This window comes from Winogradskyella immobilis, from assembly GCF_021887715.1.
GTDB classification, from domain to species: Bacteria; Bacteroidota; Bacteroidia; order Flavobacteriales; family Flavobacteriaceae; genus Winogradskyella; species Winogradskyella immobilis.
The window spans coordinates 14935-28524 of sequence record NZ_JAIQXX010000006.1 but is presented as its reverse complement, the minus strand read 5'-3'; the positions used below and the strand labels follow the sequence as shown (position 1 = coordinate 28524).

Sequence of the window (13590 nt, the reverse complement as noted above, 5' to 3'; positions counted from 1 at the left end):
TTTGATAAAAAAATAGACATGCACAAAATATTTACAACAATAGTACTAGTCGTTTCTGTATTATTTATGGCTCCAGCTCAAGAGAGAAGCCATATAAGACCAAAAGCTAGAAAAACTCCTGCTAATGTTTCGCAAAAAGAAAAACAAACGATTGATTTATATAATAATGTAGTTCCAACTGTAGTTACTATTTTAACTAAATCCGCTAAATTTTCAGAAAGAGGCGCAACTGAAAATGAAGGTTTAGGATCTGGTGTTATTATTTCTAATGAGAGTCATATTTTAACTGCAGCGCATGTTGTTGAAGGATCTTCAGAAATTTATGTAAAAGCTGCCGATGGTATTAAAAGACGTGCAACTATACTTTTAAGTGATAAGCAAGCAGACATTGCATTATTAAAACTGAATGTGCCAGACAGTGATTTACCACACGCAACTTTAGGAGATTCAGATAGGTTAGCGGTAGGCCAACAAATTTATGCCATAGGAAGTCCTTATGGTCTTGAGAATTCATTTTCTACAGGAATAATTTCTGCATTTAGAGATTTTGATGATTTATATGATGGAACAGTTGGTTTAGAATTTATTCAAACTGACGCGGCTATTAATTCTGGAAATAGCGGTGGCCCAATCTTTAATTCAGAAGGTAAAGTAATTGGTATCGCATCTAGTATACTAACGGTTTCTGGAGGTTTTCAAGGAATAGGCATGGTCGTTTCAATCAATACAGCAAAAGATATTTTATCTTATGAAGATAGACCTTGGATAGGTGTAAATGGGACATTACTTACTAAAGCAGAATTTAAAAAATTATTTAATTTAAATATTAAAAGTGGTGTTTTAGTTCAAACTATAGCTAAGAATAGTCCGGCTGAAAAAGCAGGAATACGAGGTGGTGACATCTATGCAAAAATTAATAATAAAGAAGTGCTTTTAGGTGGTGATATTATTTTGCAAATTGGAAACCAACTCGCTTGCCACGTAGAATGTTTAACTGAAGCAAGAAATAAATTTAACAATAAGGCAAAATTAGAAGTTCATTATTTACGCGAAGGAGAAGAGCATATCGTAGTATTAGACATTTCTGAAACTCGAAAAAACTTTCTAACGTTAGATTAGGTTTATAAGGAATTCGCTCTTATAAAATCTGTAATTAAATACATAATTAGTTTTCCTATTTTAGACGCTGTCTTTTTTGTTGGGGAAGCTTCGCAAATATGTAAATATTTAGCATGACTTTCTTTACCAAAATAGTTTATAAATTGCCGAGCTTGTTTGGTGCTAAACCCACTTGGAGTTTTTGCACTGCTTGGTATATTTTCAATAGCATCGCAATCAATTTCAATACCGAAACCACTATTAGTTACATGCTTTAAAGCATTATTTAAAGCTGATTTAAACTTTATTTCTTTTCTCACTTCTAGAGCTTCATATGTGCAATAATCAAGTTGTTCTTTATCATTTAAATGCTTAAATATAGTTGATGATGTATAGTTTTCATGCAAGCCAAAAACAAAATAGTTTTTTAAAAATCCTTCGGAGATAGCATAACTAAATCCATTACCGCTATGTCTGCCTTCTTCAGTTCTTAAATCGGTATGTGCATCAAAATTAATAGCATTAATACTAGAGTTTAATGCCAATGCAGTGCCTTTTAAATTTCCGTATGCATTGTTATGGCCACCACCAATAATTATTGGTTTTTTTCCTGCTTTAATAATTGAGTAAACCAAATGAGAGACATCAGCATCTATAGTTTCTACAAATTTACGAGCTCGATTGATATTTTGTTTTTTCGTTTTATCTAGAGCAGTAATAGTTTCTCTTTGTTCAGAATAATCTAAATGTCCAAGAATGAGCACTCGATTTGCATGTGTAAAAGCATTACTTTGAATATTTAACAAAACTTTTATTGTAGCTTCCCAAGCTTTGTAAGTTCCTGTTTTTCCATAGTTTGCATAAACTCCAATATCTTCAGAAACACCAAAAATGACATAGTCGACATCTAAATTCACAATGTCGTCGTATATGTTAGTGAGGTTGTTAATCAGCTGAACATGTTCACCAAATTTTGATTCCCCTTTACGGACTGTTAATTGTGTATCGCGGTCATTATCAGTAAAAAGAATTAGATTTTGCATTTGGTTAAATATTAAAATTACAATTTATTTTAACTATTTTCGCCCTCAATTTAGAATAAAAAAGAAGAATTAATAGATAAAAACAAATAATTATGGAAGGATCAGGTAGTAAAAATATAGGATTAAAAGTTGCACTAGGGATTATGTTGGCTTTATTTTTAGGTACAGCATTTTATACATCGACATTATATACTGAAAAGAAGGAAACAGAAGCGACACTTATTAGTGAAAAACAACAGGTGATGGCAGATTTAAACACTATGGCAAGACAATATGACGAAGCTATTGGTGAAAATGAGATCGCTAATAAGGATTTAGTAGCTGCAAGAGATCGTATACAAGGACTTATGGACTCTTTAAAAGTTTCTCAGACTAGTGTAAACAGTCTTTGGAGATACAAGAAAAAGTTTTTGGCATTACAAGAGGAAATGGATGGTCTTTTAAAAGAGAATGATCGCCTTAAAATTGAAAACGATTTCTTAGCAACGTCTTTAGATAGTACTCAAGTGCAATTAGCAGAACGTACAGTTTTTACAGATTCACTTTTAGTACAAAATACAGAATTGGCTAATGTTGTTGAAGATGCAGCCGTATTACAGACGGTTGGTCTTAAAGGGTTTGGTGTTATAGAAAGACGAAGTGGTAAACAAATACCTACTGAGCGTGCATCTCGTAGCGATAAATTAAAAATATGTTTTACGGTTGCTAAAAACGCACTTGCCGATGCAGGAGATAAAGAACTATATGTACAAGTAATAGATCCACAAAGCAATGTGTTAGGCTCTAACAATCAAGTACAATTTGAAGATCAAGTACTAAACTATAGTTTAATAAGTCGTTTTAATTACGAAAACAGAAACCTTAACATTTGTGAGTTTGTAGCACCAGATCAAGATACAAAATTTGTAAAAGGACGTTATATTGTAAACGTATTTAATGATAAAGAATTAATTTCTAACTCTGAATTTACTTTGAGATAGAAGTTGATGATTGATTGATAGCTGAAAAATCCGAAGGTGCTAGCCTTCGGATTTTTTTATTTTAATGGATTAAGTAATTGTCCATTAATTATAACTTGACCTACAGGATTATCCCCAAACTCATACGGAATAGAGGAGTAGTCATCCATAGGTTTAGTAATTATAAGATTCGCTTTTTTACCTCGTGTAATACTTCCATACATACTACTAATACCCATAGCATAAGCACCATTAATTGTTGCTGCATTTATAGCTTCTTCTGGCGTCATCTTTAATTTTATGCAGGCTGTACTTACAACAAAATTCATGTTGCCACTTGGGGTAGAACCCGGATTATAATCTGTAGCTATGGCTAATGGTAAACCTGCATCAATAATTTGACGCGCAGGTGTATATGGAATTCCTAAAAAATATGAGCAAGCAGGCAAAGCAACAGGCATTGTATTACTGTTTTTAAGTGCTACAATATCATCATTGTTAAGCTCTTCAAGATGATCTACAGACAAAGCATTATGTTTTACTCCAAGAGCAACACCTCCTAAAATATTAAACTGGTTGACATGAATTTTAGGAATTAAGTAATGTTTTTTTGCAGCTTTTAAAATGGCATCCGTATCTTCAATACTAAAGTAACCATCTTCACAAAAAACATCAATGTATTTTGCAATTCGTAATGCCGAAGCTTTTGGAATTAATTCCTTTATAATTTTATTTACATAACCTTGTTTATCGTTTTTATATTCTTCAGGAATGGCATGTGCAGCCAATAAGGTGGGTTTTATTTTGGCTAAACTGGTTTGCTTTAAACGCTTAATAACGTTTAACATTTTTAGCTCTGCATCAACGGTTAATCCATAACCCGTTTTTATTTCTACAGCACCAGTTCCCATAGCAATAATGGCATTAAGACGTTTTAGAGACTGTTCATACAAATCATTTTCTGTAGTATTTTGAAGTGTTTTTGCAGAGTTTAAAATACCTCCTCCACGATTGGCAATTTCAGTATAGCTCAATCCATTAATACGATCTACAAATTCTGAAACTCGATTGCCAGCATATACAATATGTGTATGAGAATCGCACCAAGATGGCAATACGATTTTCCCACTAGCATCAATTACCGTTTCAGCATCTATAGTTTTATAGTCTGCCATAGTACCAAATTCTACAATGGTATCGTCTTCAATATATATATAAGCATTTTCAATTAAAGGGAGCTTTTTCATATCAGCACCTTTAACAATCTTTATGTTATCTTGATGTACTTGTAGGAGTTGTTTTATGTTCTTTATAAGAATAGACACACGATTGGTTTTTGTAAAGATTGTATTTTTTTTGAATAAAAAAAAACGCTACTTGTTATAAGCAACGTTTTAATATATCATTTTATGCTTGTGTTTACTTTAAACTACCAACCATATCTTCGGGTTTAACCCATTCGTCATAATCTTCCGCAGAGACATAGCCTAAGTTTATTGCTTCTTCTTTTAATGTCGTACCATTTTTATGCGCTGTATTTGCAATTTCAGCAGCTTTATAATAACCTATTTTAGTATTCAATGCTGTAACTAGCATTAATGAATTGTTTAAAAGCTCTTTAATAACCGTATGGTTTGGTTCTATGCCTGAAGCACAGTTAACATCAAAACTCACACAAGCATCACCAATTAATTGAGCAGATTGTAAAAGATTTGCAGCCATCATAGGCTTAAATACATTAAGCTCGTAATGTCCTTGTGTACCACCAACGGTTACAGCAACATCATTACCCATAACCTGTGCGCAGACCATAGTCATTGCTTCACATTGTGTTGGGTTAACTTTACCAGGCATAATAGAACTTCCGGGTTCGTTTGCAGGAATAATAATTTCACCAATTCCAGAACGTGGTCCAGAAGCCATCATACGGACATCATTAGCAATTTTATTTAAGGATACAGCTAATTGTTTTAATGCTCCATGCGTTTCTACAATAGCGTCGTGTGCAGCTAAAGCTTCAAATTTATTTTGAGCCGTTATAAATGGTAACCCTGTAAATTCAGCAATGTATTTTGCAACAAGCACATCGTATCCTTTTGGAGTGTTTAAGCCCGTTCCAACAGCAGTTCCACCTAAAGCCAATTCACTTAAGTGTGCTAAAGTGTTTTTTAGCGCTTTTAAACCATGGGTTAACTGTGCTGTATAGCCCGAAAATTCTTGACCTAGCGTTAATGGAGTTGCATCCATAAGATGTGTACGCCCTATTTTTACTACTTTACTAAAAGCTTCAGATTTTTTTTGAAATGTATCTCTAAGTTGTTCAACTCCAGGAATAGTAGTTTCTATCACTTTTTTGTACGCAGCAATATGCATACCTGTAGGAAATGTGTCATTTGAAGATTGCGATTTATTTACATCATCATTTGGCTGAATTGTTTTTTCACCTTCGCCGATTTGTTTACCAGCAATTTGATGTGCACGATTAGCAACCACTTCATTGACGTTCATGTTACTTTGTGTGCCAGAACCTGTTTGCCATATTACTAACGGAAATTGATCATTGTGTTGACCCTCTAAAATTTCATCACAAACTTGAGCAATAAGATTGCGTTTTTCTTCAGATAATACACCAAGTTCACAATTGGTATATGCGGCTGCTTTTTTTAAATAAGCAAATCCATAAACCACTTCTAAAGGCATAGAAGCCGAAGGACCAATTTTAAAATTGTTACGAGAGCGTTCTGTTTGCGCACCCCAAAGTTTATCAGCGGGTACTTTAACCTCGCCCATAGTATCTTTTTCTATTCTGTATGACATGACTTATTAATTGTTGTTCTTAATTACAAATTTACAATTTATTGAAGTTCTATTTAATTATTTTTAAAGTCATTTTTGGTATATTTAGTTAATTAAAGTTAATAATGGCGAGATTATCTATATCTGAAAGAGAAAAACAATATTGGTCTCAACGTTATATTGAAAATAGAACGTGCTGGGATTTAGGTGAGTCATCACGTCCATTAGTGGATTATATTGATCAATTAGAAGATAAATCTATTAAGATCTTAATTCCAGGTGCTGGTAATGCGTTTGAAGCCGAGTACTTATTTAACAATGGTTTTAAAAATGTATTTGTTTTAGATATAGCTCCAGAACCATTGATTTTATTTTCTCAAAGAAATCCCAATTTTCCAAAAACCCAATTGATTGAAGGAGATTTCTTTGAACACGTTAATCTTTATGATTTAATTATAGAACAAACCTTTTTTTGTTCCTTTCCTCCAAAAATTGAGACCCGAAAACGTTACGCAAAAAAAATGAATACATTACTTCAGTCTAACGGCAAGTTGGTAGGACTTTGGTTTAACATTCCTTTAAAAGGAGATCTAGAAAAACGACCATTTGGTGGAGATAAAAAAGAATATTTAAGTTACTTATCTCCTTGGTTTAATGTAAAAACTTTTGAAAATGCTTATAACTCAGTTGAGTCAAGGTTAGGGAAGGAGTTGTTTGGTGTTTTTGAGAAAAAACACAGATAATAGATAACTTTTGATTCTGTTTTTTGAGTTGACAAATTTGTGTTCAATTATTGTAGATTTCTAAAAAAACACAACCTTTTTTTATGAATTCCACATTGATTTTCAGAGTAATAAAAATTAATTTGCTTTAAAATTAATCAACTAAAACTTTGAGTTATAATGGGGAAGAAGATCAACTTTATAGTACTTGCACTTATTGTTATTTTTTGTGGATTTACAGCATCAAACTACCAAGAATTATCTAGCCAAATAGACAAAGGAGACACAGCATGGATGCTTGTGGCGAGTGCTTTTGTACTGTTAATGACACCAGGGCTTTCATTTTTCTATGGAGGAATGATAAATAAAAAGAATGTCATTTCTACAATGCTGCAAAGTTTTGTTGCATTAGGTGTTATTAGTGTACTTTGGGTTCTTGTAGGTTTTAGTTTAGCTTTTGGTGATAGTATAGGAGGCATTATAGGAAACCCGTTAACCTATTTTAATTTTAAAAATGTTGGGGTAGAGCCTAATCCAGAATTTTCATCTTCAATTCCATTTTTATTATATGCATTGTTTCAATTAAAGTTTGCTATTATAACACCAGCATTGATTACAGGAAGTTTTGCTGGACGTATTCGTTTTAGAAGCTATATTTTATTTATGGTACTTTTTAGCTTGCTAATTTATAGTCCATTAGCCCACATGACATGGCATCCTGATGGTTTGTTTAGAAACTGGGGAGTGCTAGATTTTGCAGGCGGGACTGTTGTACATATGTCTGCTGGATTTGCCGCTTTGGCTGGTGCTATTTATTTAGGAAAACGAAAAGTAACGGAAGAAATTCATGCTAATGTACCTTATGTTATTTTAGGAACAGGTTTATTATGGTTTGGTTGGTTTGGTTTTAATGCAGGATCAGCATTAGGAGCTAATGGTGATGCTGTAATTGCGTTTGCAAATACAAACGTAGCTTCAGCAACAGCCATGATAGCATGGTTATTTTATGAACGTTTAATGGGGCGGAAAATGTCGGCAATTGGCGCTTGCATTGGTGCTGTTGTAGGATTAGTAGCAATAACACCAGCAGCTGGATTTGTAAATATTGGACAATCTATGGTTATTGGTTTTGTAGCTTCTATTATTTCTAACTGGATGATTAACCTTAAAAATAAATCAGGTATTGATGATACACTAGATGTTTTTCCTAGTCATGGTATAGGAGGAGTAGTTGGTATGTTATTAACAGCTGTATTTGCTATTGATGTTGGTTTAGCCTATGGAGAGACGACAACATTCTACTACCATATTATTGCTTTATTTATAACTGCTGCATTTACTTTTTGTGGAAGTTATGTACTCTTCAAAATAGTGGATTTATTACTTAAAATGCGTGTTAGAGATGACCAAGAAGAGCGTGGTTTAGACATTAGTCAACATGGAGAGCAAATAGAGTAATTATTATAAAGGTATTGTTTTATATATAAAAACTACAAAAACAACTATTTGTAGAACAGTTATATACTATCAAAAATTATCAGATACAATAATTTCAGAAAACTCTCCTATACCAGTACCACCATAGCTATTTCTTATAGATTGGTTATAAACACCAGCTCTAAAATAATTACTACGACAATCAGCATTTTCATATACACGAACAGGATTTTCCATGTCATCTAAGAAAATACTAATAGTACTGTTTTGAGCTGTTACTTTTACATGTAGCCAATCCCCAAGAATATAATCGTCTTTAATAACTCTATCGTCATAATTTAAAGCTCTAAAATCAACATCAAATCCGTCTTCTAATTCTCCTTCTACCATATCACCCATAACAAAGATTCTCCCACGATCTCCAATTGTAGCATTACTTTCATCACTTTGTACTTGTATTCTTATTAAATCGTCCCATATAGGTTGTTGAAAATCATGAATTTGAGCAAAAGCAAATTTTTTAGAATTCGGAGTCTGTATTACTCTTACTCTAAATTCCATAGTTTTTAACACTGAATTTGTAGCATCCCATCCTGCTTCTCCAGAACCGTCAGAAGGCATTTCTCTCAATTCTGTTCTGGTATTAGTTGTATTAGCACTTGTTGTAGGAATGTCTTCTGTAGCAGGACATTCAAACCTAGCGTAATTTTCTTCCGTCAAAAAGAAATATTTATCATCATAGACCCTAAAACTAGGATCGCTACTATAATCATTTCTTGAAGCATCTAAAAAAACTTCATCAGCTACTAAAACACCATCTCTGGTATTTCCGCTAAAATTTCTAGGTAAGGTAATTTTCCAATTAGCTAAACCAATATCAAATGGAAAATCAAAACTTTGATCATCAGTATCATCTTCACCATTATCATCTCCATCAGTATCATCATTAGTAGTATCTTCTTCATCTTCTTGATTTACCATGTCATCTTCAGGTAAATCATCTGAGTCGCTTTGACAAGAAAAACAAACTATAAATAGCATTAATGATACTATTTTTAAAAGTGAAAAAATAGTATTTAGCTTTAATTGTTTTGTCTGAATCACCATAATGTAAATTACTTATTTAATATTTTAAAATTGGTTAACCAATTTGGTTAACCAAAAATAAAAAAAGTATTTGAATGATGAAATTTTTTGAAGATAAAATTTGTTTACTTATAGTAATCACTATTAAAAACTGCTTATGTTATGAGATTTAGAGAACTCAATAAAAAAGAGTAATATTTTTAATTACATGTAGTTTAATAATTGTAATATCAATAATTTAGTTTTTTAAATTATTAATTCCATTTAATGTATATGAAAAGCATTAGTTTATCCTTTCTATTTTGTCTTTACCTTTCTATTGTTTACGGACAAAAAAATCAAATTACAATTGGTAAAGTAGATATCTTAACTTCAAAGGTTTTAAAAGAAGAACGACAAATTTGGATTCATGTTCCAGAAGGAAACTATGACGGTTCTTTAGGTGATAAAAAATATCCTGTTGTTTATTTATTAGATGGTAATGCACATTTTTATTCTGTTGTTGGTATGATAACTCAGTTGAGTTCTATAAATGGCAATACTATTGTTCCTAAAATGATTGTAGTTGGTATTCCTAATACAAATAGAATGCGAGATTTAACACCAACAAAGATGAAATCAAGACCAGCATCTGGCGGTGGAAACGATTTTATAAAATTTATAGAAAACGAATTGATCCCATACATAGATTCTAATTACCCAACGGAATCTTATAAAACATTTATAGGGCATTCATTGGGAGGATTAACAGTTATGAATACATGGTTAGAAAGGCCCGAGTTGTTTAATTCTTATGTAGCAATTGATCCTTCTATGTGGTTTAATAATAGACGATTATTAAGCAAAATAAAGCTTACAAACCTAGATAAAACGTATAAACGTAAATCACTTTTTTTAGCAATTGCAAATACAATGAATAAAGGCATGGATACGTTAAGTGTACAAAAAGATACTACAGCGAAAACTAATCATATCCGTTCTATTTTGGAGCTTAATTCTTATCTTAAAAAGAATGCTCAAAAGCAATTGTTATATAAAGCAAAGTATTATAAGAACGATAGTCATGGTTCAGTTCCTCTAATAGCAGAATATGACGCTTTGCATCATATTTTTGAGTTTAGAGATTAAATGAAAAAAATAAAAAGGTTATTAATTTTTCAATTTATAAAAACAGTACTATTTATATAGAGGTTAACCAACGATATTCCCATCGACCATAGTTAGTTTTCGGTCTGCCATTGCAGCTAATTCTTGGTTATGGGTTACAATTACAAAGGTTTGTTTAAACTCATCTCTAAGTTTAAAAAAGAGTTGATGAAGTTGCTCAGCAGATTCACTATCTAAATTACCAGAAGGCTCATCTGCAAAAATAATTTTTGGTTTATTTATTAAAGCTCTAGCTACAGCAACGCGTTGTTGCTCACCACCAGACATGGCGCTAGGTTTATGATCTATACGATCTGATAGCCCTAAATATTCTAATAATTTTTTGGCGTGTGTTTCTGCTTCAAGTTTTGGCGTGTTTTTTATAAAAGCCGGAATACAAACATTTTCTAATGCTGTAAATTCGGGTAATAACTGATGAAACTGAAAAATAAAACCAATATTTGTATTTCTAAATTCAGCCAATGCTTTATCATTTAAACTTTTTATAGATTGTCCGTTAATGATAAGCTCAGAATCTGTTTTATAATCGGGTTTATCTAAAGTACCTAAAATTTGAAGTAATGTTGTTTTTCCGGCACCAGAAGCACCAACGATAGAAATAATTTCGCTTTCTTCTATATTAATATCGACACCCTTTAAAACTTGAAGCTCTTTGTAGCCTTTATGAATTTGTTTTGCTGAAATTATTGCACCCATAGAATGTGAAAATAATACTTAATGTGAAGCTATACAATTAGGAACTGGTATTATTTTTTTTGAAAATAGATTTAATACCATTAAAATCTATAAAATACTGAACACGTAATGAAAATATGTGTTGTATAGGTTCGTCAAATAATGTATCTAAACTCCCTGTAAATGTATCTTCAGAACGCTCGTTAATATTTAAAAGTTGATTACGGTATAAAGCCGTTAAAAAACTACCAGGAGCAAATTGCCATGAATAACTTAAATCAAAATTCCATGTGCTAAAATTTACATTAGGGTCAGAACTAATGTTGTCTAACGTAAAACCAGTATCAGTAGTAACGCGTCCTGTTTCACCTATAAGTGTAAAGAGTTCATTATCATAATTAACAGTATCCCAATTATGTCTAAAATTTATAGCGAGTGTGTTATTAGAGTTAAATGAATAATTAGCGCTAATAGTATTGGTAATACGTCTTCGTTTGCGATTACCTAGTAATGGTTCGTCATCTTCAAAAGTAGCGAAACCACGTTCTCCTCTTCGTCTATCGAATTCAGAATTAAAAATAAGTAAAATATGATCATTGAATCTAAAACGTGGACTGAAGCGTATATTGTAACTAAAAAAATCACGGCCATCTTCAAAAATACTAGCAATGGAACCACTAAAATCAAAGGCAAATGGTTTATTATAGTTTGAGGAATAAAATCCACCTAGACGCACAAAATTTTCAAAAATAAAAGGACGTCCATCTCTAGATTCAAAGAAATTAAATTGTTTTCCTGGGCGTGATCTTAAATTAAACCCAAAACCATTTAAACTTTTATGTTGAGCAAAAAAATCTAAACGTGCAGCAATACCAGTAAATGTATTAGGGCTTGCTAATTGCTCATAATCAACAGATCCAGTAATTCTATAAGAATTTAAATTGCCTTTTGGTTCAAATGTTTGATAAGAAGCGTCTATTCCAAAATTATTAAAATTGTTTCTTAGGTTGAGCCCTAGATCATTGATATCATATTTTGTGTCGGCAAAATTATGTTCAGCACTATAACGAAAATTGCCATGAGTTTTTCCTATTAAAAAAGAACTGCTAAACCCAGTTTCTGCCTCTGAAGTTTGAAAATTGACATGACTTAGCTTTAGTTCTGTATTAACCTGGTATGTATTTCGTTTGTTTTGAAAATTACTCACTAACGCTGTAGCATTACCATCTCTAAAACCTCCTTCTCTAAGAACATTGGTGTTAATTAAACTTATAGAAGAATTACCGTTAAATTGTTGATCTACGACTAAAACATTGTAGTTTGCAAATGGTTCTACAATTTCTTGACGTTGTTCACCAGTAATATCATCAGTAATTGTAGCTGAAGTTTCTTCGGTAATGGCATTAAGCAATCCAATACCAAGACCTTTTTTTGTTCTTCCAGAAACCTTAACTACGTTTAAAACTTTTACCTCGTTAGGTAAATCTACGGATTCATCATCTGTTAAGTTTAATTCTCCAGAAGGTTGATTACCGATACGACGAGAAAAAAACAAACCACCTTTTGAAAATAAATCGACGCCTTCAGTGAAAAATTGACGTTGTTCTGCAAATGTCTGTTCAAAAGGGCCAAGGTTTAGGGCTAGATTATCAAAACCAGCCTGACTAAAATCGGGTACAAGAGTAGCGTCTAATGTTAAATTGTCTGTAATCCCATACTTAAGATCTAATCCAAAGTTTAAATCTGTTTCTGATTCACCATCAAAAGTACTTGCTATACCTGTAGAGAATGGATATAAATTTAAACGAATAGGTGGCTTAATATTATTTAGTCCGTAAAGCTCCCCGTGATATAAACCGATATTACCTTGAGTAACATCTATAGGATTCCAAGTAAATTGTGCTCTTGTTCTTCTAAAATGACGATGAAGTTGCAAACCCCAAATAGGTTCTTCTTGAGCTGTAAAACGCAATGCTCGATATGGGATTTTTAGTTCTACAATCCAGCCATCATCTACAATTTTAACAGCACTATCCCAAACAGCATTCCAAGTAAAATCTTCACCAATAGTTGGGTTTACCAAAGCATCGGCTTGCGTGCCAGAACTTGTTACCGCAAAATTAGTGTCATTTTGGGCATCATTATTTGGGTTAAGTACTACCATGAAAAAATCGGACTGACCAAAATCATCTCTTCTGGTAAATTGTCTTAAAATTAAATCTGGATTGTCATAGAGATACGCCGATATGTATATGGCTTCGTCATCGTAAGTAATTTTTACTTCGGTACGTTGCTCATTAGGGTTTTTGTTTCCGATTTCTGGTTGAAACTGAATAAAATCTGTAGCTATTTCAGCATTTTCCCAAACAGAATCATCTAAAACACCATCAATTATAGGTGCTACATCTGCACGTTTTATATGTAATGCTTTCTTTGCTTGCGCATGTATACCATTTACGGCAAGCATTGTTAATATAAAGAAAACAAAACGTTTGATCATTATCAATTTTTGATTGTCGCACAAAACTACACTCATCAAATAAGTTAACTTCATAATTAAACGTTAAAAGTAGTTAAGAAGCGACCTTTTTTGGAGAGTTCTTTTTA

Annotated in this window: 11 protein-coding genes; 5 read left to right on the top strand and 6 right to left on the bottom strand. The window is 32.3% G+C overall.

All coding sequences use genetic code 11. The features are described from left to right. Positions 1-18: 18 nt before the first annotated feature. Positions 19-1119, top strand: a complete 1101-nt coding sequence (locus tag K8Z87_RS06155; protein WP_227476612.1) for a S1C family serine protease — start codon at positions 19-21, stop codon at positions 1117-1119. Between the two features lie 2 nt (positions 1120-1121). On the opposite strand, the gene K8Z87_RS06150 is transcribed toward K8Z87_RS06155, so the two are convergent. Continuing rightward, the gene (locus tag K8Z87_RS06150) at positions 1122-2141 is read right to left on the bottom strand and encodes a formimidoylglutamase (RefSeq protein ID WP_227476611.1); all 1020 of its coding nucleotides are present in this window, start codon (positions 2139-2141) and stop codon (positions 1122-1124) included. A gap of 92 nt (positions 2142-2233) precedes the next feature. Here K8Z87_RS06150 and K8Z87_RS06145 point away from each other — a divergent pair, with 92 nt between their 5' ends. Next, entirely contained in the window at positions 2234-3121 is an 888-nt protein-coding gene (locus tag K8Z87_RS06145) for a chromosome partitioning protein ParA (RefSeq protein WP_227476610.1), read from the top strand. Positions 3122-3177: 56 nt separating this feature from the next. Here the strand turns inward: K8Z87_RS06145 and hutI are convergent, their stop codons facing one another. Beyond that, positions 3178-4425 carry an imidazolonepropionase gene (gene hutI, locus K8Z87_RS06140; protein ID WP_227476609.1) on the bottom strand — a complete coding sequence of 416 codons (1248 nt, stop codon included), beginning with the start codon at positions 4423-4425 and terminating at the stop codon, positions 3178-3180. A gap of 94 nt (positions 4426-4519) precedes the next feature. Continuing rightward, entirely contained in the window at positions 4520-5917 is a 1398-nt protein-coding gene (gene fumC / locus K8Z87_RS06135; RefSeq protein WP_227476608.1) for a class II fumarate hydratase, read from the bottom strand. 104 nt (positions 5918-6021) lie between these two features. On the opposite strand from fumC, the gene K8Z87_RS06130 reads away from it, so the two are divergent. Together K8Z87_RS06130 and K8Z87_RS06125 are read left to right on the top strand one after the other, a co-directional pair. After that, entirely contained in the window at positions 6022-6639 is a 618-nt protein-coding gene (locus K8Z87_RS06130) for a TPMT family class I SAM-dependent methyltransferase (RefSeq protein WP_227476607.1), read from the top strand. Between the two features lie 159 nt (positions 6640-6798). Next, positions 6799-8076, top strand: a complete 1278-nt coding sequence (locus K8Z87_RS06125) for an ammonium transporter (RefSeq protein ID WP_227476606.1) — start codon at positions 6799-6801, stop codon at positions 8074-8076. 69 nt (positions 8077-8145) lie between these two features. On the opposite strand, the gene K8Z87_RS06120 is transcribed toward K8Z87_RS06125, so the two are convergent. Beyond that, a complete protein-coding gene (locus tag K8Z87_RS06120; protein WP_227476605.1) occupies positions 8146-9096 on the bottom strand; it encodes a polysaccharide lyase family 7 protein in 951 nt (316 codons plus the stop codon). A 318-nt stretch (positions 9097-9414) separates the two neighbouring features. On the opposite strand from K8Z87_RS06120, the gene K8Z87_RS06115 reads away from it, so the two are divergent. Then, positions 9415-10269, top strand: coding sequence for an alpha/beta hydrolase (locus K8Z87_RS06115; RefSeq protein ID WP_227476604.1), 855 nt, complete (start codon positions 9415-9417; stop codon positions 10267-10269). A 63-nt stretch (positions 10270-10332) separates the two neighbouring features. Here K8Z87_RS06115 and K8Z87_RS06110 read toward each other — a convergent pair whose 3' ends face one another. Next, positions 10333-10995: an ABC transporter ATP-binding protein gene (locus K8Z87_RS06110; protein ID WP_227476731.1), complete on the bottom strand. Its 663-nt coding sequence runs from the start codon at positions 10993-10995 to the stop codon at positions 10333-10335. A 46-nt stretch (positions 10996-11041) separates the two neighbouring features. After that, on the bottom strand, positions 11042-13483 hold the full coding sequence (locus tag K8Z87_RS06105; RefSeq protein ID WP_227476603.1) for a DUF5916 domain-containing protein: 2442 nt from the start codon (positions 13481-13483) through the stop codon (positions 11042-11044). Positions 13484-13590 lie beyond the last annotated feature (107 nt).